Genomic DNA, 432 nt, shown 5'->3' with positions numbered 1-432 from the left:
CAATCACTTCAAGCTTCTTATCTTCTGGTAATGTTAAAAAGTCTTCAATTAGTTTTTCTTCAATTCTCATTACACATACCTCCTGCACTTCTTTGTTTTCATTATACACCAAAGCATGATGGGACTTAACATTCGCCTTTAATGTTTTTATGGGGTTGCCGATATTCCACCTAACGTTTCTGTATTCATGAACCCCGTAGGGGTTGTCTGTTGTAATGCCTCATCGAAACCCATCTCGCAGACCAAGGCTCCGTTAGGAGCCGCAGCTTGAATATTATGTTATACGATGGAATCACTTCTTCGATTAACCAACATCCATTCTTGATTCTAATCTTTCATTGTTCTGCTATATGTTTCAATAAATCTCCTGGCTGACAACCTAAAGCCGCACATAATTTATCAATCACTTCTAATGCCACATATTCGTTCGTA

The 432-nt window shown here is 38.2% G+C and carries 1 protein-coding gene; it reads right to left on the bottom strand.

What is annotated here, in order from left to right:
* Positions 1 to 335: 335 nt before the first annotated feature.
* The coding region (locus C1I60_RS11015; RefSeq protein ID WP_137062244.1) for a helix-turn-helix domain-containing protein at positions 336 to 432 on the bottom strand (97 nt) is incomplete at its 5' end.

This window comes from Paenibacillus terrae, assembly GCF_005217525.1.
Lineage (GTDB): Bacteria > Bacillota > Bacilli > Paenibacillales > Paenibacillaceae > Paenibacillus > Paenibacillus terrae_C.
The sequence above is the reverse complement of the archived record's forward strand: the minus strand, read 5'-3'. Positions and strand labels throughout refer to the sequence as shown.